At 61.5% G+C, this 25,689-nt stretch carries 25 protein-coding genes; 18 read left to right on the forward strand and 7 right to left on the reverse strand.

Features of this window, described 5'->3' with window-relative positions; all coding sequences use genetic code 11:
* Nucleotides 1-104 precede the first annotated feature (104 nt).
* Nucleotides 105-1,571 carry an ATP-dependent RNA helicase RhlB gene (gene rhlB, locus C4J91_RS05460; protein ID WP_124361403.1) on the reverse strand — a complete coding sequence of 489 codons (1,467 nt, stop codon included), beginning with the start codon at nt 1,569-1,571 and terminating at the stop codon, nt 105-107.
* A gap of 95 nt (nt 1,572-1,666) precedes the next feature.
* The gene (locus C4J91_RS05465) at nt 1,667-2,323 is read right to left on the reverse strand and encodes an alpha/beta hydrolase (RefSeq protein ID WP_124361404.1); all 657 of its coding nucleotides are present in this window, start codon (nt 2,321-2,323) and stop codon (nt 1,667-1,669) included.
* A gap of 345 nt (nt 2,324-2,668) precedes the next feature.
* Here C4J91_RS05465 and C4J91_RS05470 point away from each other — a divergent pair, with 345 nt between their 5' ends.
* From C4J91_RS05470 to C4J91_RS05485, 4 genes are all read left to right on the forward strand, one after another.
* The gene (locus C4J91_RS05470) at nt 2,669-3,700 is read left to right on the forward strand and encodes an amino acid ABC transporter substrate-binding protein (RefSeq protein ID WP_048723770.1); all 1,032 of its coding nucleotides are present in this window, start codon (nt 2,669-2,671) and stop codon (nt 3,698-3,700) included.
* A 72-nt stretch (nt 3,701-3,772) separates the two neighbouring features.
* Nucleotides 3,773-4,954 (forward strand): amino acid ABC transporter permease, encoded by a 1,182-nt coding sequence (locus C4J91_RS05475; protein WP_124361405.1) that lies wholly within the window; start codon nt 3,773-3,775, stop codon nt 4,952-4,954.
* A 10-nt stretch (nt 4,955-4,964) separates the two neighbouring features.
* Nucleotides 4,965-6,062, forward strand: coding sequence for an amino acid ABC transporter permease (locus tag C4J91_RS05480; RefSeq protein WP_124361406.1), 1,098 nt, complete (start codon nt 4,965-4,967; stop codon nt 6,060-6,062).
* 11 nt (nt 6,063-6,073) lie between these two features.
* A complete protein-coding gene (locus C4J91_RS05485; RefSeq protein WP_003171943.1) occupies nt 6,074-6,838 on the forward strand; it encodes an amino acid ABC transporter ATP-binding protein in 765 nt (254 codons plus the stop codon).
* A gap of 60 nt (nt 6,839-6,898) precedes the next feature.
* Here the strand turns inward: C4J91_RS05485 and C4J91_RS05490 are convergent, their stop codons facing one another.
* The gene (locus tag C4J91_RS05490) at nt 6,899-7,387 is read right to left on the reverse strand and encodes a type II toxin-antitoxin system MqsA family antitoxin (protein ID WP_124361407.1); all 489 of its coding nucleotides are present in this window, start codon (nt 7,385-7,387) and stop codon (nt 6,899-6,901) included.
* 244 nt (nt 7,388-7,631) lie between these two features.
* Here C4J91_RS05490 and C4J91_RS05495 point away from each other — a divergent pair, with 244 nt between their 5' ends.
* The 8 genes from C4J91_RS05495 to dacB all read left to right on the forward strand — a co-directional run bounded on the left by C4J91_RS05495 (nt 7,632) and on the right by dacB (nt 16,387).
* On the forward strand, nt 7,632-8,291 hold the full coding sequence (locus C4J91_RS05495; RefSeq protein ID WP_124361408.1) for a FadR/GntR family transcriptional regulator: 660 nt from the start codon (nt 7,632-7,634) through the stop codon (nt 8,289-8,291).
* Nucleotides 8,281-9,555, forward strand: a complete 1,275-nt coding sequence (locus C4J91_RS05500) for a CynX/NimT family MFS transporter (RefSeq protein ID WP_124361409.1) — start codon at nt 8,281-8,283, stop codon at nt 9,553-9,555. Before C4J91_RS05495 ends, C4J91_RS05500 begins: the two co-directional genes overlap by 11 nt.
* A 308-nt stretch (nt 9,556-9,863) precedes the next feature.
* Nucleotides 9,864-10,598 carry a response regulator gene (locus tag C4J91_RS05505; RefSeq protein WP_256681664.1) on the forward strand — a complete coding sequence of 245 codons (735 nt, stop codon included), beginning with the start codon at nt 9,864-9,866 and terminating at the stop codon, nt 10,596-10,598.
* Nucleotides 10,599-10,795: 197 nt separating this feature from the next.
* Nucleotides 10,796-11,431 (forward strand): response regulator transcription factor, encoded by a 636-nt coding sequence (locus C4J91_RS05510; RefSeq protein WP_124361411.1) that lies wholly within the window; start codon nt 10,796-10,798, stop codon nt 11,429-11,431.
* 69 nt (nt 11,432-11,500) lie between these two features.
* A complete protein-coding gene (locus C4J91_RS05515) occupies nt 11,501-11,971 on the forward strand; it encodes a nuclear transport factor 2 family protein (protein WP_124361412.1) in 471 nt (156 codons plus the stop codon).
* Nucleotides 11,972-12,007: 36 nt separating this feature from the next.
* Nucleotides 12,008-12,280: a GIY-YIG nuclease family protein gene (locus tag C4J91_RS05520; protein ID WP_124361413.1), complete on the forward strand. Its 273-nt coding sequence runs from the start codon at nt 12,008-12,010 to the stop codon at nt 12,278-12,280.
* Between the two features lie 132 nt (nt 12,281-12,412).
* Nucleotides 12,413-14,827, forward strand: coding sequence for a TonB-dependent receptor (locus C4J91_RS05525; RefSeq protein ID WP_124361414.1), 2,415 nt, complete (start codon nt 12,413-12,415; stop codon nt 14,825-14,827).
* 102 nt (nt 14,828-14,929) lie between these two features.
* Nucleotides 14,930-16,387, forward strand: a complete 1,458-nt coding sequence (gene dacB, locus C4J91_RS05530; RefSeq protein WP_124361415.1) for a D-alanyl-D-alanine carboxypeptidase/D-alanyl-D-alanine-endopeptidase — start codon at nt 14,930-14,932, stop codon at nt 16,385-16,387.
* A 1-nt stretch (nt 16,388) separates the two neighbouring features.
* Here dacB and C4J91_RS05535 read toward each other — a convergent pair whose 3' ends face one another.
* On the reverse strand, nt 16,389-17,168 hold the full coding sequence (locus C4J91_RS05535) for an IclR family transcriptional regulator (RefSeq protein ID WP_124361416.1): 780 nt from the start codon (nt 17,166-17,168) through the stop codon (nt 16,389-16,391).
* Between the two features lie 120 nt (nt 17,169-17,288).
* On the opposite strand from C4J91_RS05535, the gene hmgA reads away from it, so the two are divergent.
* From hmgA to C4J91_RS05555, 4 genes are all read left to right on the forward strand, one after another.
* The gene (gene hmgA / locus C4J91_RS05540; RefSeq protein ID WP_124361417.1) at nt 17,289-18,572 is read left to right on the forward strand and encodes a homogentisate 1,2-dioxygenase; all 1,284 of its coding nucleotides are present in this window, start codon (nt 17,289-17,291) and stop codon (nt 18,570-18,572) included.
* Between the two features lie 3 nt (nt 18,573-18,575).
* Nucleotides 18,576-19,862 carry a fumarylacetoacetase gene (gene fahA / locus C4J91_RS05545; protein WP_124361418.1) on the forward strand — a complete coding sequence of 429 codons (1,287 nt, stop codon included), beginning with the start codon at nt 18,576-18,578 and terminating at the stop codon, nt 19,860-19,862.
* 11 nt (nt 19,863-19,873) lie between these two features.
* Entirely contained in the window at nt 19,874-20,506 is a 633-nt protein-coding gene (gene maiA, locus C4J91_RS05550) for a maleylacetoacetate isomerase (protein WP_124361419.1), read from the forward strand.
* A 150-nt stretch (nt 20,507-20,656) separates the two neighbouring features.
* Nucleotides 20,657-22,018 carry an aromatic acid/H+ symport family MFS transporter gene (locus C4J91_RS05555; protein WP_124361420.1) on the forward strand — a complete coding sequence of 454 codons (1,362 nt, stop codon included), beginning with the start codon at nt 20,657-20,659 and terminating at the stop codon, nt 22,016-22,018.
* Here the strand turns inward: C4J91_RS05555 and C4J91_RS05560 are convergent.
* Entirely contained in the window at nt 22,015-22,818 is an 804-nt protein-coding gene (locus tag C4J91_RS05560) for a SirB1 family protein (RefSeq protein WP_124361421.1), read from the reverse strand. The two genes, C4J91_RS05555 and C4J91_RS05560, sit on opposite strands and share 4 nt — an antisense overlap.
* Before the next feature lie 188 nt (nt 22,819-23,006).
* Between C4J91_RS05560 and C4J91_RS05565 the strand changes: the two genes are divergently transcribed.
* Nucleotides 23,007-24,026 carry a Glu/Leu/Phe/Val dehydrogenase dimerization domain-containing protein gene (locus tag C4J91_RS05565; RefSeq protein ID WP_124361422.1) on the forward strand — a complete coding sequence of 340 codons (1,020 nt, stop codon included), beginning with the start codon at nt 23,007-23,009 and terminating at the stop codon, nt 24,024-24,026.
* A gap of 54 nt (nt 24,027-24,080) precedes the next feature.
* On the opposite strand, the gene C4J91_RS05570 is transcribed toward C4J91_RS05565, so the two are convergent.
* Nucleotides 24,081-24,341, reverse strand: coding sequence for a YebG family protein (locus C4J91_RS05570; RefSeq protein ID WP_124361423.1), 261 nt, complete (start codon nt 24,339-24,341; stop codon nt 24,081-24,083).
* 320 nt (nt 24,342-24,661) lie between these two features.
* Here C4J91_RS05570 and C4J91_RS05575 point away from each other — a divergent pair, with 320 nt between their 5' ends.
* Complete coding sequence (locus C4J91_RS05575) at nt 24,662-25,150, forward strand: phosphate-starvation-inducible protein PsiE (RefSeq protein ID WP_122682378.1); 489 nt, start codon at nt 24,662-24,664, stop codon at nt 25,148-25,150.
* On the opposite strand, the gene C4J91_RS05580 is transcribed toward C4J91_RS05575, so the two are convergent.
* The gene (locus tag C4J91_RS05580; protein WP_124361424.1) at nt 25,147-25,464 is read right to left on the reverse strand and encodes a DUF3509 domain-containing protein; all 318 of its coding nucleotides are present in this window, start codon (nt 25,462-25,464) and stop codon (nt 25,147-25,149) included. The genes C4J91_RS05575 and C4J91_RS05580 overlap by 4 nt on opposite strands.
* Between the last annotated feature and the right edge of the window lie 225 nt (nt 25,465-25,689).

Raw genomic sequence — 25,689 nt, forward strand, 5'->3', positions numbered from 1 at the left:
TCATGCGCGCAATCAATCCAGGTGCCGGGGCGACAACATCGCCTCGGTCAAGCCCGCACGCTGCAAGGTAACCCGCGCTCCCACATGGTTTACCGCATTTGAGCTTAAGGGCGCTTGCGCTCCACTGCCCGCAGCAGGTGCGTCGGCGGCGTCTCGCAGCTGATCTTGCGCCCCAGCAACGCCTCGATCGACGGCAGTTGATACGAATCATCTTCCCCGGCAAAGCTGATCGACACACCGGCAGCGCCTGCACGACCGGTCCGGCCAATGCGGTGCACATAGTCGTCCGGCATTTCCGGCAAGGTGAAGTTGATCACGTGGCTGATGCCGTCGATGTGGATCCCGCGGCCCGCCACATCGGTGGCCACCAGCACGCGGATCTTGCCTTCGCGAAAGCCTTCCAGGGTCTTGATGCGCTTGTGCTGCGGCACGTCGCCCGACAGTTGCGCGGCGTTGACGCCATCACGCACCAGGCGCTCTTCGATGCGGCGCACTTCGTCCTTGCGGTTGGCAAATACCATCACCCGCTCCCAACCGTTGTCGTTGATCAGGTTATAGAGCAGCTTGTACTTGTCGGCACCGGCGACGGCGTAGATGTGTTGCTCGACGTTTTCGCTGGCGACGTTGAGTGCTTCGATCTCGACGATGGACGGGTCGGTGGTCCACTGCTTGGCGAGGTTCATCACGTCTTCGGTGAAGGTCGCGGAGAACAGCAGGGTCTGGCGCTCGGCCTTTGGCGGGGTCTGGCGAATGATCTGACGCACCTGTGGGATGAAACCCATGTCGAGCATGCGGTCGGCTTCGTCCAGCACCATCACTTCGACCATGTCCAGGTGCACGTCGCCGCGCTGGTTGAAGTCGAGCAGGCGGCCTGGCGTCGCGACGAGGATGTCGCAATGACGGGCCTCAAGGTGCTTGAGCTGTTTGTCGAAGTCCATGCCGCCGACAAACGTCATCACGTTGAGGCCGGTGTACTTGGTCAAGTCGGCAGCGTCTTTGGCGATCTGCACCACCAGCTCCCGGGTAGGGGCGATGATCAGCGCGCGCGGCTCGCCCATGTAGCGCTCTTTCGGCGGCGGCGTCTGCAACAGTTGGGTGATGATCGAGATCAGGAACGCGGCAGTCTTGCCGGTGCCGGTCTGGGCACGGCCGATAGCGTCTTTGCCGGCGAGGGTGAAGCCCAGCACCTGCGCCTGGATCGGCGTGCAGTACGGGAAGCCCAGGTCCTGGATGGCGTGCATCAGTTCCGGGGCCAGGTTGAAGTCATGGAAGCGGGTTTTACCTTCCTGGGGCTCGACGACGAAGTCTTCGAGTTTCCACGGCGTCACGGGCGGCTTGGGCGCGCGTTCGCGGCGTGGTTTGGCGACAGGCGCGGCGAGGATTTCTGCGGGCTCGGCCTGTTCGGGCGGTGTCACCGAGGCTGTTTTCGGTGCGGCGGCAGGTGCGATCCGCTCGGGCTGCCTAGCATCATTGCGGTTGCCGGGCTTGGGAGCGGGAGCACTGGGAACAGGCGCGAGCGGCTCAGCCTCGCTTTTGCCGAACATCTTCTTGAGTGCTTTGAGCACGGTCATCTCATTAATTGGTTAAGGAATGTACGCCGGCCAGTGTAATGCAAGAATCGGGCGCGGCGTAGTGCGTCTGTCATACAACTACATCAACGCGGGTTTCAGCTTAGGCGCTCGGTCAGCCAGGTGCCGATATCGCGTATCTCTTCGGGTAACACTTCGTGGCCCATTGGGTATTCCTGCCATGTCACGGTGACACTACGGTGCTTTAAATGCTCGTAGGCGCTGCGGCCCATGGCGTTTTGCACCACCTCGTCATACTGGCCGTGCAGACACAGGACAGGGATGCGTTGCTGGCTGGCGGATAATTCCAGCTCATCGTCGAAGGTCGGCGCATAAGTGGAGAGGGCGATCACGCCACCCAGCGGGCCCTGCCATTGTTTAAACGCAGTGTGGAAAACCACTGCGCCGCCCTGGGAAAAGCCCGCCAGGAAAACCCGCGAAGCGTCTATCCCGGTTCTCTTCTGCGCCTCGATCAAATCCGTGACCATTGTGGTCGACGCTTCCAGTTCTTCCAGGCTGATGGAGCGGGCTGGGCTCATGGCCCTGATGTCGTACCAACTCGGCATCTCGTAGCCACCATTGATCGTCACCGCACGGGTAGGCGCCTGGGGCAAAACGAAGCGGGTGGTCAGTAAAGTTTGCTGCAGCATTTCGGCTACCGGCAGGAAGTCGTAGCGATCGGCGCCCAGGCCATGCAGCCAGATAACACAGGCATCTGCGGGTTTGGCGGGCTCAAGTATCAAGGGTTCGGTCATGTCTGCTCCATAGCTGTGCGGGCGCTCCGATTGAGTGCGTCGGAACGGTGCGCGACAGGTTGATCTGTTAAGAGAATGTCGCAAGGGTGAATCTTTTGCCATTGAACATCGCCATCAGCGGCTCAGCCAGCACTCTGGTACGGGCCTTGCTATGTGTAGGTCGATGTCAGAACTCTCCTAGGGCGGTAACACTATCAGTGACTGCCGCTTGTGGGAAAGCAACTGGAATTACCGCAAAAATCTCATGCTGCTCGACCCCAAAAAAAGCCAACACGGGTCGATATCGCCTCATAAGGGTGCGCTGAGGTTGGAGCTCCGACACAACAAGAGCAACTGGAGGTTTGAATGAAGGTATTGAAATCCACCCTGGCCATCGTGACCGCGGCCGCTGTATTGGGTGTCAGTGGTTTTGCCCAAGCTGGCGCCACCCTGGATGCCGTGCAGAAGAAAGGCTTCGTGCAATGTGGCGTGAGTGACGGCCTGCCGGGTTTCTCGGTGCCGGATGCCAGCGGCAAGATCCTCGGGATCGACGCTGACGTGTGCCGCGCCGTGGCCGCCGCCGTTTTCGGTGACGCAACCAAGGTCAAGTTCAGCCAGTTGAACGCCAAGGAGCGTTTCACCGCGCTTCAATCGGGCGAAGTCGATATCCTGTCGCGCAACACCACCATGACCAGCTCCCGCGATGCGGGCATGGGCCTGAAATTCCCGGGCTTCATCACCTACTACGACGGCATTGGCTTCCTGGTTAACAACAAGCTGGGCGTGAAAAGCGCCAAGGAACTGGACGGTGCAACCATTTGCATCCAGGCCGGTACCACCACCGAGCTGAACGTTTCCGACTACTTCCGTGGCAACAACCTCAAATACACTCCGATCACCTTCGACACCTCCGATGAAAGCGCCAAGTCGCTGGAATCCGGGCGTTGCGACGTACTGACCTCCGACAAGTCCCAACTGTTCGCCCAGCGCAGCAAGCTGGCCGCGCCGAAGGACTACGTGGTTCTGCCGGAAACCATTTCCAAGGAACCGCTGGGCCCGGTCGTGCGTAATGGCGACGACGAGTGGCTGGCCATCGTGCGCTGGGTTGGCTACGCCATGCTCAACGCTGAAGAAGCCGGCATCACGTCGAAAAACGTCGAAGCTGAAGCCAAGTCCACCAAGAATCCGGACGTCGCGCGTCTGCTCGGTGCTGACGGCGAATACGGCAAAGACCTGAAAGTGAAGAAAGACTGGGTCGTACAGATCGTCAAGCAAGTCGGTAACTACGGCGAAGTGTTCGAGCGCAACCTGGGCAAGAGCACCCCGCTGGAAATCGACCGTGGCCTGAACGCCCTGTGGAACGCCGGCGGCATTCAATACGCACCTCCTGTGCGCTGATCGCTGATGGTTCTGTCACCCGGTGGGCCAACCGCCGGGTGATGTTCTGTTCCATTCTTTGCGGGGCACTTCATGCAAAATCAAATCGGCGCACCCAAGCAGAAGCTCAGCTTCAGCGATCCCAAAGTGCGTGCGTGGCTCTTCCAGATCATCACGATAGTGGCGGTGGTCTCGCTGGGCTGGTACCTCTTCAATAACACCCAGACCAACCTGCAGCACCGGGGTATTACCTCGGGTTTCGACTTCCTTGAGCGCAGTGCCGGCTTTGGCATCGCGCAGCATTTGATCGACTACACCGAATCGGACAGCTATGCCCGGGTGTTTGTGATCGGTTTGCTCAACACCCTGCTGGTGACCTTTATCGGCGTGATCCTGGCGACCCTGCTCGGGTTCGTCATTGGCGTGGCGCGGCTGTCGCCGAACTGGATGATCAACAAGCTGGCGACGGTGTATGTGGAAGTGTTCCGCAACATCCCGCCGCTGCTGCAGATCCTGTTCTGGTACTTCGCGGTGTTCCTGACCATGCCGGGGCCGCGTAACAGCCATAACTTCGGCGATACCTTTTTTGTCAGCAGTCGTGGCCTGAATATGCCCGCAGCGCTTGCCGCTGACGGTTTCTGGCCGTTTGTGGTCAGCGTCGTGGTGGCGATTGCGGCAATCGTGCTGATGGCGCGCTGGGCCAACAAGCGCTTTGAAGCGACCGGCGTACCTTTCCATAAATTCTGGGTGGGCCTGGCGTTGTTCATCGTGATCCCGGCGTTATGTGCGTTGATCTTCGGCGCGCCGCTGCACTGGGAAATGCCGGAGCTCAAAGGCTTCAACTTTGTCGGCGGCTGGGTGTTGATTCCCGAACTGCTGGCACTGACCCTGGCGCTGACGGTTTATACCGCGGCGTTTATCGCGGAGATCGTGCGCTCGGGCATCAAGTCCGTCAGCCACGGCCAGACCGAAGCGGCGCGTTCCCTGGGCCTGCGCCCCGGGCCGACGTTGCGCAAAGTCATCATCCCGCAAGCGTTGCGCGTGATCATTCCGCCGTTGACCAGCCAATACCTGAACCTGGCGAAAAACTCGTCGCTGGCCGCCGGTATCGGTTACCCGGAAATGGTTTCGCTGTTTGCCGGCACGGTGCTCAACCAGACCGGCCAGGCCATCGAAGTCATTGCCATCACCATGAGCGTGTACCTGGCGATCAGCATCAGCATTTCCCTGCTGATGAACTGGTACAACAAGCGCATTGCGCTGATCGAGCGGTGAGGAAACCTGCATGAGTTCGCATACGTTCAAACCTGATATGCCGCCGCCGAGCAAAGTCTTCGGGCCGATGGCATGGATGCGCGCCAACCTGTTTTCCAGTTGGCTCAATACCCTGCTGACCTTGTTGGCGTTCTACCTGATCTACCTGGTGGTGCCGCCGATTCTGAGCTGGGCGATCATTGACGCCAACTGGGTCGGCACCACGCGCGCCGATTGCACCAAGGAGGGCGCCTGCTGGGTGTTCATCCAACAGCGCTTCGGGCAGTTCATGTACGGCTACTACCCCGGCGACCTGCGCTGGCGCGTGGACCTCACCGTATGGCTGGCCATCGTCGGCGTGGCGCCGTTGTTCATCTCGCGTTTTCAACGCAAGGCGGTCTACGGCCTGAGCTTTCTGGTGCTGTACCCGATCATCGCGTTCTTCCTGCTGCATGGCGGGATCTTCGGCCTGACCAACGTGGCGACCAGCCAATGGGGCGGCCTGATGCTGACCCTGGTGATCGCCACCGTCGGCATCGCCGGCGCCTTGCCCCTGGGCATCATGTTGGCGCTGGGACGGCGTTCGAACATGCCGGCCATTCGTGTGGTCTGCGTGACCTTCATCGAATTCTGGCGCGGCGTGCCGTTGATCACCGTGCTGTTCATGTCCTCGGTGATGCTGCCGTTGTTCCTGCCCGAAGGCATGGGCATCGACAAGCTGCTGCGGGCGTTGATCGGCGTGATCCTGTTCCAGTCGGCCTATGTGGCTGAGGTGGTGCGCGGTGGTTTGCAGGCGATTCCCAAGGGCCAGTACGAAGCGGCCGCAGCGATGGGCCTGGGTTACTGGCGTTCGATGGGCCTGGTGATCCTGCCGCAAGCCTTGAAGATGGTAATCCCCGGCATCGTCAACACGTTTATCGCGTTGTTCAAGGACACGAGCCTTGTGATCATTATCGGCCTCTTCGACCTGCTCAACAGCGTCAAGCAAGCCGCCGCCGACCCCAAATGGCTGGGCATGGCCACTGAAGGCTATGTGTTCGCCGCCCTGGTGTTCTGGATTTTCTGTTTTGGTATGTCGCGCTATTCCATTCATTTGGAACACAAGCTCGACACAGGCCACAAGCGTTAGGAGTTGATGTGATGAGCGAAGCGATCAAACAGCCTGTGAGCCCTGAAGGCATTATCCAGATGCAGGGCGTCAACAAATGGTACGGCCAGTTCCATGTGTTGAAAGACATCAACCTCAACGTCAAGCAGGGCGAGCGTATCGTGCTGTGCGGCCCGTCGGGTTCGGGCAAGTCCACCACCATCCGCTGCCTCAACCGTCTGGAAGAGCACCAGCAGGGCCGCATCGTGGTCGATGGCGTGGAATTGACCAACGACCTCAAGCAGATCGAGGCGATCCGCCGTGAAGTCGGCATGGTGTTCCAGCACTTCAACCTGTTCCCGCACCTGACCATCTTGCAGAACTGCACGCTGGCGCCGATGTGGGTGCGCAAGATGCCCAAGCGCAAGGCCGAAGAAATCGCCATGCACTACCTTGAGCGCGTGCGCATTCCGGAGCAGGCGCACAAGTTTCCGGGGCAACTGTCCGGCGGCCAGCAACAGCGCGTGGCGATTGCACGCGCGCTGTGCATGAAGCCGAAAATCATGCTGTTTGATGAGCCGACCTCGGCCCTCGATCCGGAAATGGTGAAAGAGGTGCTGGACACCATGATCGGCCTCGCCGAAGACGGCATGACCATGTTGTGCGTGACCCACGAAATGGGTTTTGCCCGCACCGTGGCCAATCGCGTGATCTTCATGGACAAGGGTGAGATTGTGGAACAGGCGGCGCCGAACGACTTCTTCGATAACCCGCAGAATGATCGGACCAAGTTGTTCTTGAGCCAGATTCTGCATTGATGGATGGATGATGCTTAAACACTAAACCCGGCCTTGGTGCCGGGTTTATTGTTTGGAGGATCAAGAGGCTTTGAGGGCTTCTGGCGTTTCGTTATTGAGGGTGTAGGTAAAGGCGTTGCGCAGGTCTGCGCCCTCGGCCAGTTCCTTGGCGTCGGTGAGCAAGTGCGGGTAACGATCCAGTAGACGCATCAACACCATCAGTGGTTTTGGCGGTGTGATTTCGCCGCGTTCGTAGCGTGAAAAAGCGTTGTGCCCACCGCCGGACAGCCATTGCACGGTTTCTTTTTGCGTGAGATGCAGCTTGCGGCGAATACGCTTCAGTTCGACGCCCATCAGTCGCCGGGCGGCGTGGAGCAGGTCATCACCTGCCTTGGCATGGCGTTCGCTGCTGTCGGGGTCGTACATGCCGTCCTCGCAAACTTGGCATTCCCAGCCCGAAAGATCATCAATGCGCCGCTCCATGCCTTTTATGCGCAGAGTTTCGCTGCGGCCTTCAAAGCGTGTCATGGCGTCTGGGGCACCGCAAATACAGCATTGTTGGGTTTTCATGGGTTCATCCCTTTGAAGGAGATCACCGGTGGGTTACTGCCAGAGCAGTAAGTGACCTTGAGTAATGAGGTGTGTACTTTTCCATAAGACACCTGAGTCCAATAATTACCCTCTGAGGGTAATTTTACCAATCGAAAATTCTGTTCTTTTTCCTGCCTGAAAATCCTAGTGCGTTGCCTTTGTAGGCAACTCCGAATAGGCTGTAGGAAAATTCATCCTATGATTGGACGAAAGCGTAAAGCTCATGACAGACATCGCCCCGTTGATCAAACGCTCCCTGGTGGACCAGGCCCTGGAGCAGTTGCGCTGGCGCATCACCGAAGGAAAATGGGCCATCGGCGAACGCCTGCCCACCGAACCGGAGCTGTCTGCCGAGCTGGGCATCAGCCGCAACACCGTACGAGAGGCCATGCGTGTATTGGCGTTTTCCGGCTTGATCGAAATCCGCCAGGGCGATGGCAGCTATTTGCGTTCGATGACCGACCCGCTGGGGGCGATGCGTGCGTTGTCCCATTGCTCGCTGGAACAGGCGCAGGAAACGCGGCAGATCCTCGAAGTGGAAGCCATCGGGCTCGCGGCGCTGCGCCGTAGCGATGACGACCTCGTCGCGCTACGCCAAGCCCTCCAGGCCAGCGCCGCGTTGTATCACGGTGAACTGGAGGCCTACATCAGCGCCGACCTGGTGTTCCACCAACGCTTGGTGGACGCGGCGCACAACCCGGCCCTGAGCGAGCTGTACCTTTATTTTTCGAGCATCGTCGGCGCCCAACTGCGCCAAATCCTAAACTCCTCGCCGCGTCGCCAGGCCGTGTTCGACCTGCATATCGCCCTGCTCGACGCCGTGGAACACCAAGACCCGGAACGCGCCAAATCCCTCTGCCGGCAGTTGATCAATGAACCTTGAAACCCCAAACAAGCAACGTGCAACCGAACTGGAAGAGCTGCTGATCGATGCCGAAGCCGACGACGAGCTGGTCCAGCAGCACGAGCCGGTGGTCAGCCGGCCGTGGCTGTTGCTGCTCGGCCTGGTCCTGGTGGCGTTGAACCTGCGCCCGGCGTTGTCGAGCCTGTCGCCGCTGCTCAGCGAAGTGTCCGCCAGCCTGGGTTTGTCGGGGGCCAGGGCCGGTTTGCTGACCACCTTGCCGGTGCTGTGCCTGGGGCTGTTCGCGCCGCTGGCGCCGATCCTGGCCCGGCGTTTTGGCGCCGAGCGCGTGGTCCTGGGGATTCTGCTGACACTCGCCGGCGGCATCATCCTGCGCAGTTCTCTCGGAGAATTCGGGCTGTTCGCCGGTAGCCTGCTGGCCGGTGCGAGCATCGGCATCATCGGTGTGTTGCTGCCGGGCATCGTCAAGCGTGATTTCGCCAGGCAGGCCGGCGCCATGACCGGTGTCTACTCCATGGCCCTGTGCCTGGGCGCGGCCCTGGCTGCTGGCGCGACCGTGCCCTTGAGCCATTATTTCGCGGGCAGTTGGGCCATCGGCCTGGGCTTCTGGATGGTCCCGGCCCTGGTGGCGGCGCTGTTCTGGTTGCCTCAGGTGAGCCAGAAACACAGCGCCCATCAGGCGGCTTACCGGGTCAAGGGCTTGCTGCGCGACCCGCTGGCCTGGCAGGTCACCGTGTACATGGGCCTGCAATCCTCCCTGGCCTACATCGTGTTCGGCTGGTTGCCATCGATTCTGATCGGTCGCGGCCTGAGCGCCACCGAGGCCGGGCTGGCGCTGTCGGGCTCGATCATCCTGCAGTTGTTCAGTTCCCTGGCCGCGCCGTGGCTGGCCACACGCGGCAAGGACCAGCGCCTGGCAATCGTGGTGGTGATGCTGCTGACGCTCGGCGGTCTGTTCGGTTGCCTGTATGCGCCACTCGATGGCCTGTGGGGCTGGGCGATTCTGCTGGGCCTGGGGCAGGGCGGCACCTTCAGCCTGGCGCTGACCCTGATCGTGCTGCGCTCCCGGGATTCCCATGTCGCCGCCAACCTGTCAGGCATGGCCCAGGGCATTGGCTACACCCTCGCGTCGATGGGCCCGTTTGCGGTCGGCCTGGTGCATGACTGGACTGGCGGTTGGGCGGCGATCGGTTGGATCTTCGCCGTGATCGGACTCGGCGCGATTATCGCGGGCCTTGGCGCCGGTCGTGCACGCTACGTAAACGTCACCAGCGAGAAAGTCTAAAGGCAGACACTTTCGACAGTGCCTGCATGGCCCGCCACTCCAATGCGCTGCCAGTGGATGGTGGCTTTTTCGTAGTTGTTGTATCGGCTTTCAATCACTCAAAAGGTTATCTGTTTCCGGCCGATAACGCCCAACAGGATTAGGCAATCATTCCTGCACTGGGCCCTCATGGCGATTGCATCAGTGTCACAGGTTGCCGCTGGATCAATAGCTATGAAGAGGTAGTGATGGTTTCGCCGCAAGGTTCAAGCGCGGGAGCGAACCGCACACCAGATCCGCCGGTTGTCCCCCCGCTTCATTGGCAGCACATGAATATCCTGGTGGTGGAGGATCATTCAGCCTACCGGCTGCTGTTGGGCTGGATGTTGCAAAAGCTGGGCCTGGGGTACGAGTTGGCCGCCGATGGGTTCATGGGGCTGGAGGCGTTTACCCGCCGGCCCTTTGATTTGGTGATCTGCGATTGCCAGATGCCGTTTATGGATGGTTACAGCATGGCCAGCGCCATTCGCCAGCATGAGCACGACGACGGATTGAGGCGAGTGCCGATCATTGCTTTGACCGCCAATCTGCAAAGCGATACCCCCCGGCGCTGTCGCGAAGCGGGCATGGACGCCTGGCTGCTCAAGCCACTGACCCTGGAACAACTGCACGCCGTGCTGCTGCACTGGCTGCCTGGCAGTGATGGTCCGCAAGCTAGCCAGGAGACTGCCCCAGCCCCTGGCTGGCCAACCCGCGACACGCTTGTCGCGACGTTTGGCAGCGACGCGATCGTCGATCAACTGCTCGAAGGCCTGCTGGTGGAAGCCTGGGAAGACTATCGCGTCTTGCGCCACGCCCGTTCAACGCTGAACGCCTCACTGGCTGCCGAGCGCCTGCATCGCCTGGTGGGTAGCCTGGTATTTCTGGGCGGCAGCGACCTCGAGTCCACTGCCACGCAATTGATCGAGCAGGTCCAGTCCGGCGATGTTGCTTCCCACTCGGTGCAACTGGAGCTGTTCGAGGCACGTTTGTGCGTTTATCTCGAATACTTGTCCCGTCTCTGAATTCGCGCCTGCAAGGGCTTTTCGTTTCCGAGTGAGCTGGTTTTGACTGTAGGTGTTTTCCTGTTGTTTTGTAGGCAAAAACTTAGCTGGTACAGAACATTGGGTGTGGCTGCAAGTGACGCTTTGTTAGCTGTTGTTGATGAATGCCGGCGGAGGTATTTTGCGCTGATTCAAGTTGCAATCATTCGTGGGTACCTATGCTTCGAGTAATTATTGCTGACGATCACCCTATTGTTCGCGTCGGGCAAAGGGTCGTGATCGAGGCGAATGGAAGATGCACAGTGGTCGGTGAGGCCGACGGTCCTGATCAGTTGCTTGACGTGTTGAGCACAACCCCGTGCGACGTGCTGGTCACGGATTTCGCCATGCCAGGCGGCCAGCAGGCTGATGGCTACGGTTTGTTGGGCCTGCTGCACCGCCAGTATCCGCAGGTGCCGGTGATTGTGGTGACGATGTTCGCCAGCATCGCCATCTTGCGTGCAGCTTTTTCCCATGGTGTGCGCGGCGTGGTCGCCAAGAGTGCTTCGGCCAAGGAGTTGCCCCAGGCGATCAAGGCCGTGTGTGCGGGCCAGACCTTCACCAGCGAATCCCTGCGCTTGCAGTTGGTGGAGTCGGGAGTGGGCGACCAGTCCGGGCAGCCTAAATTGTCCGACAAGGAGCGCGAGGTGGTGCGAATGTTGGCCAGCGGCATGACCGTCAGCCAGATTGCGGCGCAGGTCAACCGCAGTATTTCCACCATCAGCAAGCAGAAAAGCACGGCCATGCAACGTTTGAGTATTTCGACGGATGTCGATTTGTTTGCTTATGCGCGCGATACGGGAATGGTGCCGTAGAAAGCAATGGCATTCTGGTGTTACGCGGACTATCGTTCGGCATCCCTGTTCATCCTGCGAAAACTGCCCATGAGTGATGCCCATAACGCCCTGATCACCGAGTTCTATAGCGCCTTTCAGCGCCTGGATGCCGAAGCCATGGCCGCCTGTTATACCCAGGACGTGGTGTTCAGCGATCCGGCCTTCGGCGAACTGCGCGGGCAGGACGCCGGCGACATGTGGCGCATGCTCACCACTCGGGCCAAGGATTTTTCCCTGACCTTTGACAACGTGCGCAGCGAGGGCAACGCGGGCAGCGCGCACTGGGTGGCGACCTACCTGTTCAGCGCGACCGGCAATACGGTGGTCAACGATATTCAGGCGCGCTTCGTGTTTCGTGACGGCAGGATTTGCGAGCATCACGACCATTTCGACCTGTGGCGCTGGTCGCGCCAGGCGTTGGGCACCAAGGGCCTGCTACTGGGCTGGACGCCCTTGGTGAAAAACGCCGTACGCGCCCAGGCGCGCAAAGGTTTGAAGGCATTCCAGGCCGGTCGTTGATAAGCTGGGTGCTTCTGTACATTGCCGAATCCCGTCGTGAACACGCCTGAATCCAAACCCTGGTTCGTCTACCTGGTGCGCGCCGCCAATGGCTCGCTGTATTGCGGCATCAGCAATGACCCGGTGCGCCGGTTCGCCACCCATCAAAGCGGCAAGGGCGCGCGGTTTTTCCTCTCCAGCCCCGCCGTTGCGCTGGTGTACACCGAGCAATGTGCGAGCAAAGGCGAAGCACTGCGCCAGGAACGCTTGATCAAGAAATTGAAGAAGAGCGCCAAGGAGTGCCTGGCGACCAGTGCTTCATCAGGCTGACTGACAGTTTCCATCAGGCGCAATAACAAAATATTTGCAAACAAGGGTGAGGTAAACCGCTCGCCCATCCGTGTAGTGCTTGAAACTGCGATCAATTCGCATTAACAGCGTTTTTACACGGATGCTCACAGCATGAAATCGACGGCGGGCGGTAGGGTCAAACAGTGGCTGGGAGCCTCGGTATTTTCAGTCTCGGCGCTGGCGTTGCTGCCCCTGGCCGTGGCACAGGCACAGGAGCAGCAAAGCGCCCAGTTCACCTTTGCTCTGGCGGCCAAACCACTGCCCCAGGCGCTGAGTGATTTCAGCCGGGTCACCGGGATCAGCGTGATCTATACCGATGAAGCGCCTTACGGCCTCAACGCCCCGGCGCTCAACGGGCAGATGAGCGCGACCCAGGCGCTGCAACGCCTGCTGGGCAACTCCGGCTTCACCTTCCGCCAGATCGACGCCCGTACCCTGGCGCTGGAACCGCTGCCCGCCGACGGCGCGGTCAATCTCGGCGCCACCACCATCAGCGCTGCCAGCCCTGGCCAGGACAGCACCAGCTACCAGCCGCCGCCGACCAGCTCGGTGATGCGCTCTCAGAGCCTGCTGTTGGAAACCCCGCAAACCGTCAACGTGGTACCCGCCCAGGTCTTGCGCGATCAACAACCGCGCAACCTGGATGACGCGCTGGGCAATATCAGCGGCATCACCCAGTCCAACACCCTCGGCAGCACCCAGGACGCGGTGATGCTGCGCGGCTTCGGCGACAACCGCAACGGCTCGATCATGAAGGACGGCATGCCGGTGGTGCAGGGCCGTGCGTTGAACGCCACCGCCGAGCGCGTGGAAGTGCTCAAGGGGCCATCGTCGTTGCTGTACGGCATCCAGGACCCGGGCGGCGTGGTCAACATCGTCAGCAAAAAGCCCGAATTGGTGCAGTCCACGTCCTTGACCGCGCGCGGCTCGACCTTCGGCAGCGGCAAGAATGGCAGTGGCGGCAGCCTGGACACCACCGGCCCGATTGGCGACAGCGGCCTGGCCTATCGCCTGATCGTCGACCATGAAGACGAAGACTACTGGCGCAACTACGGCACCCACCGTGAAACCCTGGTGGCGCCGTCGCTGGGTTGGTATGGCGACGCGACCCAAGTGGTGTTCGCCTATGAGCACCGCGAGTTTCTGTCGCCGTTCGACCGTGGCACGGCCATCGATCCAAAAACCAATCACCCGCTGAACATCCCCGCGACCCGCCGCCTGGATGAGCCGTTCAACGATATGGAAGGCCGCTCCGACCTGTACCGCCTGACCGTCGACCACGACCTGAACGCCGACTGGAAAGCCCACTTCGGCTACAGCTGGAACCGTGAAACCTATGACGCCAGCCAGGTGCGCGTGGTCAAGGTCAACACCAACGGCACCCTCACCCGCAGCATGGACGGCACCCAGGGCGCGCTGACCACTGACCGCTTCGCTACCGCCAGCCTTGAAGGCAAGGTCGACGTGGCCGGCATGCGGCACGACCTGGTGTTCGGGCTGGACGATGAATACCGCAAAATCCACCGCGCCGAGCTGATTCGCCAGGCGCCACGTGGCAGCTTCAACTTCAACGATCCGGTCTACGGCAACGAAGTGGCGGGCTCCAACGTCAGTGCGCCGGACAGCAACCAGACCGATCTGCTGCGCAGCGATTCGCTGTTCTTCCAGGATGCCCTGCACCTGAACGACCAGTGGATCCTGGTGGGCGGCGCGCGCTACCAGATGTACGACCAATACGCCGGCAAGGGCGTGCCGTTCACCGCCAACACCGACGGCAACGGCCAGAAGTGGGTGCCGCGTGCCGGGCTGGTGTACCGCTACACCGACGAACTGTCGTTCTACGGCAGCTACACCGAGTCGTTCAAACCCAACTCCACCATCGCGCCGTTGGCCAACAAAACGGTGCTGGAGGGCAGCCTGCAGCCGGAAGAATCCAAGGCCTGGGAGCTGGGTACCAAGTTCGACCTCCCGGGGCGCATCACCGCGAGCGCGGCGCTGTTCACCATCGATAAGCGCAACGTGCTGGTGCAGGTGGGCGAGGGGCTGACCTCGGTCTACAGCGTGGCGGGCAAGGTGCGTTCCCGTGGCCTGGAGCTGGATGCCAGCGGCCAGCTGAGCGATAAGTGGAGCCTGATCGGCAGTTATGCCTACACCGATGCCGAGGTCACCGACGACCCGACGCTCAAAGGCAATCGCCTGCAAAACGTGGCGAAAAATACCGCGTCGTTGTCGGCCGTGTATGACTTCGGCAGCCTGCTGGGTGGCGATCAACTGCGCGTCGGTGCCGGTGCGCGCTACGTCGGCGAGCGGGCAGGGGATGCGGCCAACAGCTTCGAATTGCCGAGCTATACAGTGGCCGATGCGTTCGCCAGCTATGACACCAAAATCGACGGGCAGAAGGTCAAGTTCCAGCTCAATGTGAAAAACCTTTTCGACCGCACCTACTACACCTCTTCGGTGAACACACAGTTCGTGTCCATCGGTGATGCGCGGCAGGTGTCGGTGTCCAGCACCCTTACCTTCTGACCGGATTTGCTTTTTTGTGGGAGGAGGGGGATTGCACCCTCCCACATTGACACCTGAGCTGTTAGCGTTGCCGGCATTCGATGCCTACGGAAAACGCTACTGATGCACTTAGGAAGATGGCTACACACCAGCGCCCTGCTGATCGGCTTGAGCTTTTTGCTGGGCGGCTGCGCCAGCGTTTCGCCCACCTCCACCCCCGCGACGCTCGACAAGGTGCTGGCCGACCCGGCGTTGCACGGTGCCACCGTCTCGCTGATGGTGCGCGACGCCCGCAGCGGCAGCACGCTCTACCAGCACAACCCACGCACACGGTTGGTGCCGGCTTCCAACCTCAAGCTGCTGACTACCGCGGCGGCGATGGATGTGCTGGGCGCGCAATACCGCTTCGCCACGCAACTGTTGAGCGATGGTGTCCGCCAGGGCGATCGCCTGACGGGTAATCTTTACCTGCGCGGCCTGGGCGACCCGACCATCCAGTACGCCGACTATCAAGCGCTGGCGGCGCAACTGGCCAGCCAGGGCGTTCGCCAGGTGCAGGGCGACCTGGTGTTCGACGATACCTGGTTCGACGCCGAACGCCTGGGCGTCGATTGGTCTCACGATGATGAAACCACCTACTACGGCGCGCAGATTTCCGCGCTGACGGTGTCGCCCAATGCTGATTTTGACGCAGGCAGCGTATTGGTCACCGCCAAGGCGCCGGTGCGGGCCGGTTTGCCGGTGAGTGTCGACCTCTACCCGCCCAGCGATTACTTGCAATTGAGCAACCGCGCCGTCAGTGGGCCGGGCAACAGCTATGGGATCAACCGCCGGCATGGCACCAACCTGTTGCAGCTCAGCGGGACCGTTGCGCCGGGCAGGCAGAGCGAGCAATTGGTCAGCGTGTGGGAGCCCACGCAGTGGGTGGCCAACCTGTTTGAACAGGCGCTGGCGCAACAGGGCATCAGGGTGCAGGGCCGTCGCATCATGGGCGGTGCAAGTCCGGCCACGGCGATATTGCTGGCGGAGCATCAATCGGCGCCCTTGCAGGAATTGATCACGCCGCTGCTCAAGCTCTCCAACAACAACATGTCCGAAGCCTTGCTCAAAGCCATGGGCCGGCAGACCGCCAATAGCGGCACGGCGGCGGCGGGCGTGGCGGCGGTGGCCGGGTTTCTCAAGCGACAGGGGGTGGATACGAGTACCTTGAGCCAGGTGGACGGCTCGGGCCTGTCACGGCGTAACCTGCTGTCGTCGCAAACCCTGACCGACCTGCTGCTGGCCGCAAGCAAACAGCCGTGGTTCGATGCCTGGTACAACGCATTGCCAATTGCCGGCAACAGCGATCGTATGACCGGCGGCAGCTTGCGCTATCGGCTGCGCGCCACGGCCGCCGAGAACAACCTGCACGGCAAGACCGGTTCCATGAGCGGGGTGTCGTCCCTGAGCGGTTACCTCACAGATGCCCAAGGACGGCGACTGGTGTTTGCGATGATCAGCAATAACTACCTGATCGACACCGCCAGCATCCATGCTCTGGAAAACCGCCTGGCCGTGGCCCTCGCGCAGTGGCACGACTGACTCAGGGCTGATAACCCATGCGCCAACTCACGGCCCGGGTCGCCGCCAGCAAGCGCTGCGCCGCCGGGCCGTCTTCATCGGCATGGAACAGCGAGGTGGGGCCGACCACGGTCATCACCGCCGCCACTTGCCCGACCGCGTTGAACACCGGCGCCGACAACGCATCCACCCCCGGCATCAGCAAACCATGCACAAAGTGCAGGCCACGGTGGCGGATCTGCTCGCAGGTGATGGCGTAGGCCTGGTCATCCGCCAGGGCATGGGCGGTGCCGGCCTGGATTTCGCGCTCACGCAACTCCACGGTTTCCCGCGTCGGTAAATAGGCACTGAACACCAGCCCGGTGGACGAACTGAGCAGCGGCAAGACCGAACCCAGTTGGGTCACCACCGTCACCGCGCGCACCGCCGGTTCGATCTGCACCACGGTCGCGCCCTGGTTGCCCCAGACCGCCAGGAAGCAGGTTTCATTCAGCTCATCGCGCAGTTCCGCCAGGGGCATCGCACCGACCTTCAACACATCCATGCTGCCCAGCGCAGCCAAGCCTACGCGCAAGGCTTCGCGCCCCAGGCCATAGTGGTTGGTGGCGGCGTTCTGTTCAGCAAAGCCCGAGGCGATCAGCGCCTGCAGGTAACGATGGACCTTGCTCGCCGGCATCTGCACATGCTCGGCCAGGCGCGACAGTGAAGTGGCCGGCGACAGTTCGGCCAGGGCCTTGAGGATATCGGTGCCCACTTCGGCCGAGCGGACTTTCTGTTTACCGGTGTCGCGGGGCTTTTCCATGGGGGTGCGAGAATCCGAGAGATGAGTGGGCGTCTTTATAGCTTGACGGTCCACGGCGATCAAATTACGTTAAGCGTAACTGGATTACGATAAAAACAACTGACCCCCAGAGGATGCTCCATGAACCTCGAATACCTGTCGGGCTTCGGCAATGAATTCGCCAGCGAAGCCCTGCCCGGCGCGCTGCCCGTCGGCCAGAACTCGCCGCAGAAAGCGCCCTACGGGCTGTATACCGAACTGTTCTCCGGCACCGCGTTCACTATGGCGCGCAGCGAAGCCCGGCGTACCTGGCTGTACCGCATCCAGCCATCGGCCAATCACCCGGCCTTCAGCAAATTGGAGCGGCAGTTGGCCGGCGGACCTCTGGGCGCGGTGACGCCGAACCGGCTGCGCTGGAACCCGCTGGACATTCCAGGCGAGCCGACTGACTTTATCGACGGGCTCGTAGGCATGGTCGCCAACGCCGGGTCGCAAAAACCGTCAGGCATCAGCATCCACACTTACCGCGCCAACCGCTCGATGGAGCGCGTGTTCTTCAATGCCGACGGCGAACTGTTGATCGTGCCCGAACAGGGCCGTTTGCGGATCGCCACGGAGCTCGGCGTGTTGGAGGTCGAGCCACTGGAGATTGTGGTACTGCCACGCGGGCTCAAGTTCCGCGTCGAACTGCTCGACGCCCAAGCTCGTGGCTACGTCGCCGAAAACCATGGCGCACCGTTGCGCCTGCCGGACCTGGGCCCTATCGGCAGCAATGGCCTGGCCAATCCGCGCGACTTCCTCAGCCCGGTCGCCCACTACGAAGACCTCAAGCAGCCGACCACGCTGGTGCAGAAATTCCTCGGCGAACTCTGGGCCTGCGAGCTCGACCATTCGCCGCTTAACGTAGTCGCCTGGCACGGCAATAACGTGCCGTACAAATACGACCTGCGTCGCTTCAACACCCTCGGCACGGTGAGTTTCGATCACCCGGACCCGTCGATTTTCACCGTATTGACCTCGCCCACCAGCGTGCATGGCTTGGCCAACCTCGACTTCGTGATCTTCCCGCCGCGCTGGATGGTGGCCGAGAACACCTTCCGCCCGCCGTGGTTCCACCGCAACCTGATGAACGAATACATGGGCCTGATCCAGGGCGCCTACGACGCCAAGGCCGAGGGCTTCCTGCCCGGCGGCGCGTCGCTGCACAGCTGTATGAGCGCCCATGGCCCGGACGGCGAGACCTGTACCAAGGCGATCAATGCCGAGCTGGCGCCGCACAAGATCGATAACACCATGGCATTCATGTTCGAAACCAGCCAGGTGCTGCGCCCCACCCAGTTCGCCCTGGAATGCCCGCAACTGCAACCCGCTTATGACGCGTGCTGGGCTTCGCTGCCCGCCACCTTCAACCCGAATCGGAGATAACCCATGACTCAACCCACACAGACCCGCAGCTGGGTAGCCTGCGCCAACGGTCACGCGGATTTCCCCCTGCAGAACCTGCCGCTGGGGGTGTTCAGCATCAACGGCTCGGCGCCGCGCAGTGGCGTGGCGATTGGCGACGCGATCCTCGACCTGCACGCCGCCCTGGATGAATTTGACGGTGAAGCGCGGCGTGCGGTTGAGGCGACTGCAGGCGGCCAGTTGAACGCCTTTTTCGAACTCGGCCGCGGCCCACGCGTGGCCTTGCGCGAGCGCCTGCTGGAACTGCTCGCCGAAGGCAGCAAGCTGCAAACCCGCGAGGCGCAGGTGTTGCACCGTGCTGCCGATTGCCAGATGCACCTGCCGGCCAAAATCAATGATTACACCGACTTCTATGTTGGCATCGAACACGCGCAGAACGTCGGCAAACTGTTCCGTCCCGACAACCCGCTGTTGCCCAACTACAAGTACGTGCCTATTGGCTATCACGGCCGTGCCTCGACCATTCGTCCCTCGGGTACGGATGTGCGCCGCCCCAAGGGCCAGACACTGCCGGCCGGCCAGGCCGAGCCCACCTTCGGCCCCTGCGCCCGCCTGGACTATGAACTGGAACTGGGCATCTGGATCGGCCAGGGCAATGCCATGGGTGACGCGATTGCCATCGGCGATGCGGCCGAACATATCGCCGGTTTCTGCCTGCTCAACGACTGGTCGGCACGCGATATCCAAGCCTGGGAATACCAGCCGCTCGGGCCGTTCCTGTCCAAGAGCTTCATCACCAGCATCTCGCCCTGGGTAGTCACGGCCGAAGCGTTGGAGCCGTTCCGCAAGGCGCAACCGCCGCGACCCGAAGGCGATCCGCAGCCGTTGCCCTACCTGCTGGACGCTCGCGATCAAAAGGCGGGCGCCTTCGATATCGAACTGGAAGTGCTGCTGACCACCGCTTCGATGCGTGAACAGAACCTGCCGGCCCATCGCCTGACCCTGAGCAACACCGAACATATGTACTGGACCGTGGCGCAAATGGTTGCGCACCACAGCGTCAACGGTTGCCAGTTGCAAGCCGGTGACCTGTTTGGTTCGGGCACGTTGTCGGGGCCGCAGCCGGGGCAGTTCGGCAGCCTGCTGGAGATCACCGAAGGCGGCAAAAAACCGATTGAACTGGCCTCCGGCGAGGTGCGCAAATTTCTCGAAGACGGCGATGAAATCATCCTGCGTGCGCGCTGCAACCGCGAAGGCTTTGCCTCCATCGGTTTCGGCGAATGCCGTGGCACTGTGGTCGGCGCACGCTGAGGGGCAGGGCTATGGAACTCTATACGTACTATCGTTCTACCGCGTCCTACCGGGTGCGCATCGCCCTGGCGCTCAAGGGCCTGGATTTCACGGCGGTGCCGGTCAACCTGCTGGTGCCAGCAGGCGGAGCCAATCACCAGCCCGAGTACCTGGCGATCAACCCGCAAGGGCGTGTGCCGGCCTTGCGCAGCGACGGTGAACTGTTGATTCAGTCCCAGGCGATCGTCGAATACCTGGAGGAACGTTATCCCCAGGTACCGCTGCTCTCCAAAGACCTGGCGGCGCGTGCCCACGAACGCGCCGTGGCATCGATCATCGCGTGTGATATCCACCCGTTGCACAACTCCAGCACCCAGAACCTGCTGCGCCAGTGGGGCCATGATGAGGCGCAATTGCTCGAGTGGATCGCGCATTGGATCAGCCAGGGTCTCGGTGCGGTGGAGCAGTTGATTGGCGATCACGGGTTCTGCTTTGGCGAGCAGCCGGGCATGGCCGATGCATTCCTGATTCCGCAGCTGTATGCAGCCGAGCGTTTCAAGGTGCCGTTGGCGGCCTACCCGCGTATCGGCAGGGTCGCGGCACTGGCGGCGCAGCATCCGGCGTTCATACAGGCGCACCCTGCCAATCAACCCGATACCCCCTGAAACACGCAAATCAATGTGGGAGGGGGCTTGCTCCCGATAGCGGTGTGTCAGCTATGAATATGTCGACTGACACACCGCCATCGGGAGCAAGCCCCCTCCCGCAGTTTTTGATCAGCGCCAGCCAATAAAAATAATGAAAGGTACCTTGCGATGCACAATCAGATTGCCAGCTTTCGCGCGGCACTCGACGCCCGTCCGGTGTCGCGCTATCAGTGGTTGATTCTTCTGCTACTGGCATTGCTACTGGTGACCGATGGCTACGACGCCCAGGTGCTCGGCTATGTCGTGCCGGCGCTGGCCAAGGACTGGGGCCTTGAAAAAGCCGCGTTCGGCCCGGTGTTCAGCGCCAACCTGCTCGGCCTCACAGTGGGCTCGCTGCTGGTGACGCCACTGGCGGACCGGTTCGGTGTGCGGCGCATTCTGCTGGGCTGTGTGCTGATCTACGCCAGCCTCACGGTATTGATGGTGTTCGCCAACTCCCTGACCACGCTGATGGCCGCACGCTTTATCTGCGGCATCGGCATGGGCGGCGCGATGCCCAGCGCCATGGCCTTGATGTCGGAATATTCGCCGCCACGCATGCGCACCCTGATGGTGACCCTGGCAGCCTGTGGCTTCTCATTCGGCGGCGCGGCGGGTGGGTTTGTGGCGGCGGGGTTTATCGATGGCTTTGGTTGGCAGGCGGTGTTTCTGGCGGGCGGTGTTACGCCGCTGCTGTTGTTTCCGTTCCTGGTGTGGCGGTTGCCCGAATCCCTGCCGCGCCTGCTACGCGATGCGCCGCCCTATGCGCGCTTGCACAAGGTCACGGCACGCATGTTGCCCGATTGGCGGGCGCCCCTGGCGAGCGAGGCGCAGAATCGCCAGGAGCAGGGCAGCCGGTTGACCGTGGTGGAGCTGTTCCGTAACGGCTACGCGCGCCCCACGGTGCTGATCTGGGCGACCTTTTTCGTCAGCCTGATCCTGCTGTATTTCATGATCAGCTGGCTGCCGTCGCTGTTGCTCGAAAGCGGGCTGGCGCTGAACCAGGCCAACCTGGTGACCTCGATGTTCCTGTTTGCCGGCACATTGGGCGCCATCGGCATGGCCTGGTTCGCCGATCGGCTGAAAAGCAAAGTGCGCCTGTTGTCCGCTGTGCTGGCAGCAGCGGCGGTTTGCACGGTGCTGCTGGGCCTGAACCATGACAATCCGCTTTACCTGGTGGCGTGCGTGTTTGCCGCCGGGTTCTGCATCATCGGCGGGCAACTGACCCTCAATGCGTTCGCCAGTAATTTCTACCCGGCGCACGTGCGCGCCACCGGTACGGGCTGGGCATTGGGGGTGGGACGATTCGGCTCGATCCTGGGGCCGTTGTTCGGCAGCCTGCTGCTGGCGATGCATATTCCGGTGCAGCAGATTTTCTTTTTCTGTGCGATTCCGGCGGTGATTGCGGCGCTGTTGATTATTCAGGTGCGCTCGCCAGGCGTGAGCGAAGCCATGAAGCCGTTGCCGGGCGACCTGCTCAAGACGCCCTAATGCACCACGGAATTGGGCGGCAGATGCCCCAGCCGCTCGGTCAGGCGCAGGCGCTGGATAGGGTCTTCGCTGAGCATCAACGCGTGTTCCAGGTCAAAGCGTTCGGCGCTCGGGCAGTCCAGGCGCTGATACAGGCTGGCCCGCGCCAGGTAGTCGGCGGCGCTGGCATTGCCCAGCTCGAGCACACGCTCGGCATCGACCAGGGCGGCCAGTGGTTCGTCGTTGGCCAGGTACAGCTGGCGCAGGTTACGTGACAGCCGTTGCAGGATCGCGCGCGGATCGGCGCTGTGCAGGTGCTCGGCTTGTAGTTTGAGATTGGCTCCGTACTGGCGGTGCAGCAGTTCGCGACAGTCGTTGGGGTACAGCCGCCGACCGCCGCAGGGGTCCAGCAGGTGATCGGCGCCGGGTACTCGCAGCAGGAAGTGGCCGGGGAAATTCACCCCGACCAAGGGAATCTCCAGGCGCCGCGCCAGCTCCAGCGCGATCAGGCCCAGGGCCAGGGGTTGTCCGCGCTTACGTTGCAACACCTTGTCCAGCAGCGCGGCGGCGGGGCGCAGCGGGGTGAAGTCATCCTGGGCAAAGCCCAGGTCGTTCATGCAGCGCAGCAGCGGCTGGCCCAGTTCATCGGCCGGCAACGTGGGCATGCCCAGGTTGACCTGTTGTTGCAGCAGGCCGAGCGCCTGCAGGATCAGTTGTGGCTGTACGCCAGCATCATGCTCGGCAGCAATCCACAGCGCGGCTTCGAACAGCGCAGGGGGTGAACGGTCCAGGCAGGCGAAAAAGGCTGTGCGGGGATTCATTGCATTCTCCGGCGGATGCCCTCGTTTTAGCCTTGCTGCGAATTTTCGTCCAGCATCTTAAGTAAATATCCCACGCTCTTATGCCACGGGTCCCACGAAACGGGGACGCTTATTCCAGTGCAATCGAGCAGTTTGCTGTTGTCAGCCTATACTTGGGCCACTACCAGAAGTGATTCGGGAGCACGACGATGTTTGCGCTCATGCACAGCACCCGCCTGGAATCGCTGCACCTGAGCGTCGACCCGGTGAGCGGGCTGAAGGCGATCATCGCCATTCATAACAGCCGCCTGGGCCCGGCCTTGGGCGGCTGCCGCTATCTTGCCTACCCCGATGATGAAAGTGCCGTGGCGGATGCCGCGCGCCTGGCTCAAGGCATGAGCTACAAGGCCGCTTTGGCGGGCTTGCCGGTGGGCGGCGGCACGGCGGTGATCCTGCGCCCCGCCCATGTGGAGAGCCGCGCCAGCCTGTTCGAAGCCTTCGGTCGCTGCGTGGAACAACTCAGCGGGCGCTACATTACCGCCATCGACAGCGGCACCTCGGTCGCCGACATGGATTGCATCGCCCAACACACCCGGTTCGTCACCAGCACCACGGCCGCCGGCGACCCTGCACCGCATGCGGCCATGGGGGTGTTCACCGGCATCCGCGCCACCGCCATGGCCCGCCTGGGCAGCGACAACCTCGAAGGCCTGCGCGTGGCGGTGCAGGGCCTGGGCAATGTCGGTTACGCCCTGGCCGAACAACTGCACGCGGCGGGCGCCGAACTGCTGGTCAGCGACATCGACCACGGCAAGGTGCAACTGGCCATGGAGCAACTGGGTGCCCACCCCATCGCCAACGACGCCTTGCTCAGCACCCCCTGCGACATCCTCGCGCCTTGCGGCCTGGGTGGGGTGTTCAATCGCCAGAGCGTCGGCCAACTGCGCTGCGCCGCCGTGGCCGGCTCCGCCAGCGCGCAGTTGACCAACCTGCAAGTGGCCGACCAACTGGAAGGGCGCGGCATCCTCTACGCCCCGGACTACGTAATCAATTCCGGCGGCCTGATCTACGTCGCGCTCAAACACAGCGGCGCCGAGCTGGCGAGCATCACCGCGCACCTGTCCAACATCGGCAAGCGCCTGACCGAAGTCTACGCCCATGCCCAAGCCGAAAAACGCTCCCCGGCACGGGTCGCGGACGAACTCGCCGAGCGCCTGCTGTACCAATGACCAGGCATTAAAAAGGCCCTGAATCCATGATTCAGGGCCTGTTCAATTCGGGCTTTATTCCGCCGCCGCGTTCAGCAACTCGGACAACGCGTCCGGTTGGCTCTTGAACGCCTTGGCAAATATATCGCGGTTCTTCGCCATGTAGATCCCGGCTTCCTCCACCTGCTGCTCGCTCAAGGACGGCACGGCTTTTTGCAACACTTCTGCCAGCAACTCAGCGAGTTCAAGCATCTTGTCATGACGGTCAGCTTCGGCTTTATCCATGAACAAACGCTCCAGATCTCGGCTGCTGCGGTATACCACTTCGACGGCCATTCACCACCTCACATGCCTTCACGATAGTTGTCTTTTGCGACTACTGTATTTATATACAGCGAAAAGCATAAGCCAAACGCGGGGGTTTGGATAGTAGGTTTTTAATGTAGTTGGGAAATGGGGGTTTGCTACAGCGCAAATGCTCATTGTGGCGAGCACGCTCGCCCCTTTGCCCTAGGTCAGGTGAACGCCCCGATTAATCTGTGCCTCATGCCACCGAGCCATCATCTTATGCACGTGCTGGCCTTTTTTCTGCATGCAGAACAACCGTCACGTCCCTCCCGCATTATCCGGTCGAGCCGACCTAAGGAAACATCATCGTGAAAATCAACTGGGCCGAAAAGCTGCGCCAGCAAGTCCATGGGCTGGCCGAGTCGCTGGGCAATCTGTTTGTGGAGTCGTTTCACTACCTGGCGCTGTTCGCCATCGGGGCGGTCACTGCCTGGGCGGCGGTGATGGAGTTTCTCGGGATGCTGGAGAACGGGCATATCAAGATCGATGACATCTTGCTGCTGTTCATCTACCTGGAATTGGGCGCCATGGTCGGGATCTATTTCAAGACCAACCATATGCCGGTACGCTTCCTGATCTACGTGGCAATCACCGCGCTGACGCGTCTGCTGATCTCCAACGTGTCCCATCACAACCCGCCGGACGTGGGCATTATCTACCTGTGCGGTGGGATCCTGCTGCTGGCCTTCGCGATCCTGGTGGTGCGCTACGCGTCGTCGGCCTTTCCGTCGGTGAAGGTCGAAGGCCCGCGTCGCAAGGGCGAGGCGAGCCAGGAAACCGAGAAGGGCGAGCTTTAAAGCCCGACGCTGAATGGCAGGCTACGGGTGGGCGGTGGCTGCAAGAGCTTGTGATTGTCGCCATCGGTCATCACCGCGAGGATTTCCATAGCGCTGTGACCCTGCTCGATGGCGATGCCGAACTGGATGCTCTGCACCAGGCGCTTGAGCCGTTGCGGGTCGTTGCGTTGTTCGGCGCTGATCATGCGTTTGGCCACTACGCCGCTGTCATCGGAGAGCGTGAGCATGATGCTGCCGTCCAGCCGCTGGATGCTCAGGTTGACGCGGTATTGGGGGCTGAAGGTGTCGGTGATGATCTGAAAAGGGTTGTCCATGGTGCGTTACCGCCTGATAAGAACATGCAGTCATTGACGACCGGTGTCGGGAATAGTTCGTGGTGCCTGACCACCGGCCAAAGTCCGTTTTCCTCAGAGGCTGTACAGCAAGGGCCGTGCCGTACAGCTCACTGCCAGACGATCAGCAACCCATGTGGGAGGGGGCTTGCCCCCGATAGTGGTCTTCCAGCCGAGCATTTATTGGCTGACACACCGCTATCGGGG

It is taken from the genome of Pseudomonas sp. R3-52-08, assembly GCF_003851745.1.
Taxonomy (GTDB): Bacteria; Pseudomonadota; Gammaproteobacteria; order Pseudomonadales; family Pseudomonadaceae; genus Aquipseudomonas.

Coding starts and splice junctions, on each gene's coding strand:
- rhlB (WP_124361403.1), bottom strand. CDS start 1,571: ATGACCGTGCTCAAAGCACTCAAGAAGATGTTCGGCAAAAGCGAGGCT.
- C4J91_RS05465 (WP_124361404.1), bottom strand. CDS start 2,323: ATGACCGAACCCTTGATACTTGAGCCCGCCAAACCCGCAGATGCCTGT.
- C4J91_RS05470 (WP_048723770.1), top strand. CDS start 2,669: ATGAAGGTATTGAAATCCACCCTGGCCATCGTGACCGCGGCCGCTGTA.
- C4J91_RS05475 (WP_124361405.1), top strand. CDS start 3,773: ATGCAAAATCAAATCGGCGCACCCAAGCAGAAGCTCAGCTTCAGCGAT.
- C4J91_RS05480 (WP_124361406.1), top strand. CDS start 4,965: ATGAGTTCGCATACGTTCAAACCTGATATGCCGCCGCCGAGCAAAGTC.
- C4J91_RS05485 (WP_003171943.1), top strand. CDS start 6,074: ATGAGCGAAGCGATCAAACAGCCTGTGAGCCCTGAAGGCATTATCCAG.
- C4J91_RS05490 (WP_124361407.1), bottom strand. CDS start 7,387: ATGAAAACCCAACAATGCTGTATTTGCGGTGCCCCAGACGCCATGACA.
- C4J91_RS05495 (WP_124361408.1), top strand. CDS start 7,632: ATGACAGACATCGCCCCGTTGATCAAACGCTCCCTGGTGGACCAGGCC.
- C4J91_RS05500 (WP_124361409.1), top strand. CDS start 8,281: ATGAACCTTGAAACCCCAAACAAGCAACGTGCAACCGAACTGGAAGAG.
- C4J91_RS05505 (WP_256681664.1), top strand. CDS start 9,864: ATGAATATCCTGGTGGTGGAGGATCATTCAGCCTACCGGCTGCTGTTG.
- C4J91_RS05510 (WP_124361411.1), top strand. CDS start 10,796: ATGCTTCGAGTAATTATTGCTGACGATCACCCTATTGTTCGCGTCGGG.
- C4J91_RS05515 (WP_124361412.1), top strand. CDS start 11,501: ATGAGTGATGCCCATAACGCCCTGATCACCGAGTTCTATAGCGCCTTT.
- C4J91_RS05525 (WP_124361414.1), top strand. CDS start 12,413: ATGAAATCGACGGCGGGCGGTAGGGTCAAACAGTGGCTGGGAGCCTCG.
- dacB (WP_124361415.1), top strand. CDS start 14,930: ATGCACTTAGGAAGATGGCTACACACCAGCGCCCTGCTGATCGGCTTG.
- C4J91_RS05535 (WP_124361416.1), bottom strand. CDS start 17,168: ATGGAAAAGCCCCGCGACACCGGTAAACAGAAAGTCCGCTCGGCCGAA.
- hmgA (WP_124361417.1), top strand. CDS start 17,289: ATGAACCTCGAATACCTGTCGGGCTTCGGCAATGAATTCGCCAGCGAA.
- fahA (WP_124361418.1), top strand. CDS start 18,576: ATGACTCAACCCACACAGACCCGCAGCTGGGTAGCCTGCGCCAACGGT.
- maiA (WP_124361419.1), top strand. CDS start 19,874: ATGGAACTCTATACGTACTATCGTTCTACCGCGTCCTACCGGGTGCGC.
- C4J91_RS05555 (WP_124361420.1), top strand. CDS start 20,657: ATGCACAATCAGATTGCCAGCTTTCGCGCGGCACTCGACGCCCGTCCG.
- C4J91_RS05560 (WP_124361421.1), bottom strand. CDS start 22,818: ATGAATCCCCGCACAGCCTTTTTCGCCTGCCTGGACCGTTCACCCCCT.
- C4J91_RS05565 (WP_124361422.1), top strand. CDS start 23,007: ATGTTTGCGCTCATGCACAGCACCCGCCTGGAATCGCTGCACCTGAGC.
- C4J91_RS05570 (WP_124361423.1), bottom strand. CDS start 24,341: ATGGCCGTCGAAGTGGTATACCGCAGCAGCCGAGATCTGGAGCGTTTG.
- C4J91_RS05580 (WP_124361424.1), bottom strand. CDS start 25,464: ATGGACAACCCTTTTCAGATCATCACCGACACCTTCAGCCCCCAATAC.